Origin of the sequence: Mesorhizobium sp. M7A.F.Ca.CA.003.01.2.1 (genome assembly GCF_003998945.1) — a bacterium.
GTDB lineage: Bacteria > Pseudomonadota > Alphaproteobacteria > Rhizobiales > Rhizobiaceae > Mesorhizobium > Mesorhizobium ciceri.
On record NZ_RZRA01001529.1, the window covers coordinates 1 to 685 of the forward strand.

The 685-nt window shown below is 62.5% G+C and carries 1 protein-coding gene; it reads right to left on the reverse strand.

Going from position 1 to position 685, the window contains the following annotated elements; translation table 11 throughout:
• A partial coding sequence (locus EN969_RS33975) for a lytic murein transglycosylase (protein WP_127419917.1) occupies positions 1-537 on the reverse strand: 537 nt, incomplete at its 3' end.
• Positions 538-685 lie beyond the last annotated feature (148 nt).

Consider the following 685-nt stretch of genomic DNA (forward strand, 5'->3'; position numbering starts at 1 on the left):
TGTCAACGCCCCGCGATCGACCAGCTTCAGGGCGGCGATCGCATGCGGGTAGAAGAACCCCGGGCGGCGGCAATCATAGGCAAGCGTCAAAATCGCAGAGACGGTGTTCTGGTTGCCCATGGCCGAACCGAAGCCGGTTTCCATACCCCAGATGGCCAGCAACACGCCCGGCGACACGCCGTAATTCGCTTCGATCTTGGAGAACAGCGCCGCATTCGACTTTTTCAGCGACCGGCCCTTGGAGATAATCGCCGCGCCGCCGCGCCGCCGCATGAAATCGTCCACCGAGCCGCTGAAGGCCTTGTGAATGCCGCGGTCGACGGAGATGGTCTTTGTCGCGTAGTTCGCCCCGGCCAGAGCGGCCAGCCCCTTGGCGCCCACACCTTCCGACCTGGCCTGCGCGGCAAAGTCCTGCTTCCAGGCCTCGAAGCCGGCGCCGGTCTTGCCGCAGCTGGCCGCTGCCTGTGCGCCCGTCGCCAGCGCAAGCACCGCCATCGCGGCCGCTGCAAACATCTTTCCCTTGGCAAGAATTGCCATGTTGATCTCCTGGTTGCCTGAATCACGTCCCAATTGCGAACTTGCCAGCGAAACGCGCACTTGTCACTGTCACCGCTGCAATGCTGGCGAATGCCGTGGAATTTGCCTAGGATCAAGTGATTATTGTGGCAAGGGGGCTGCATGCAAG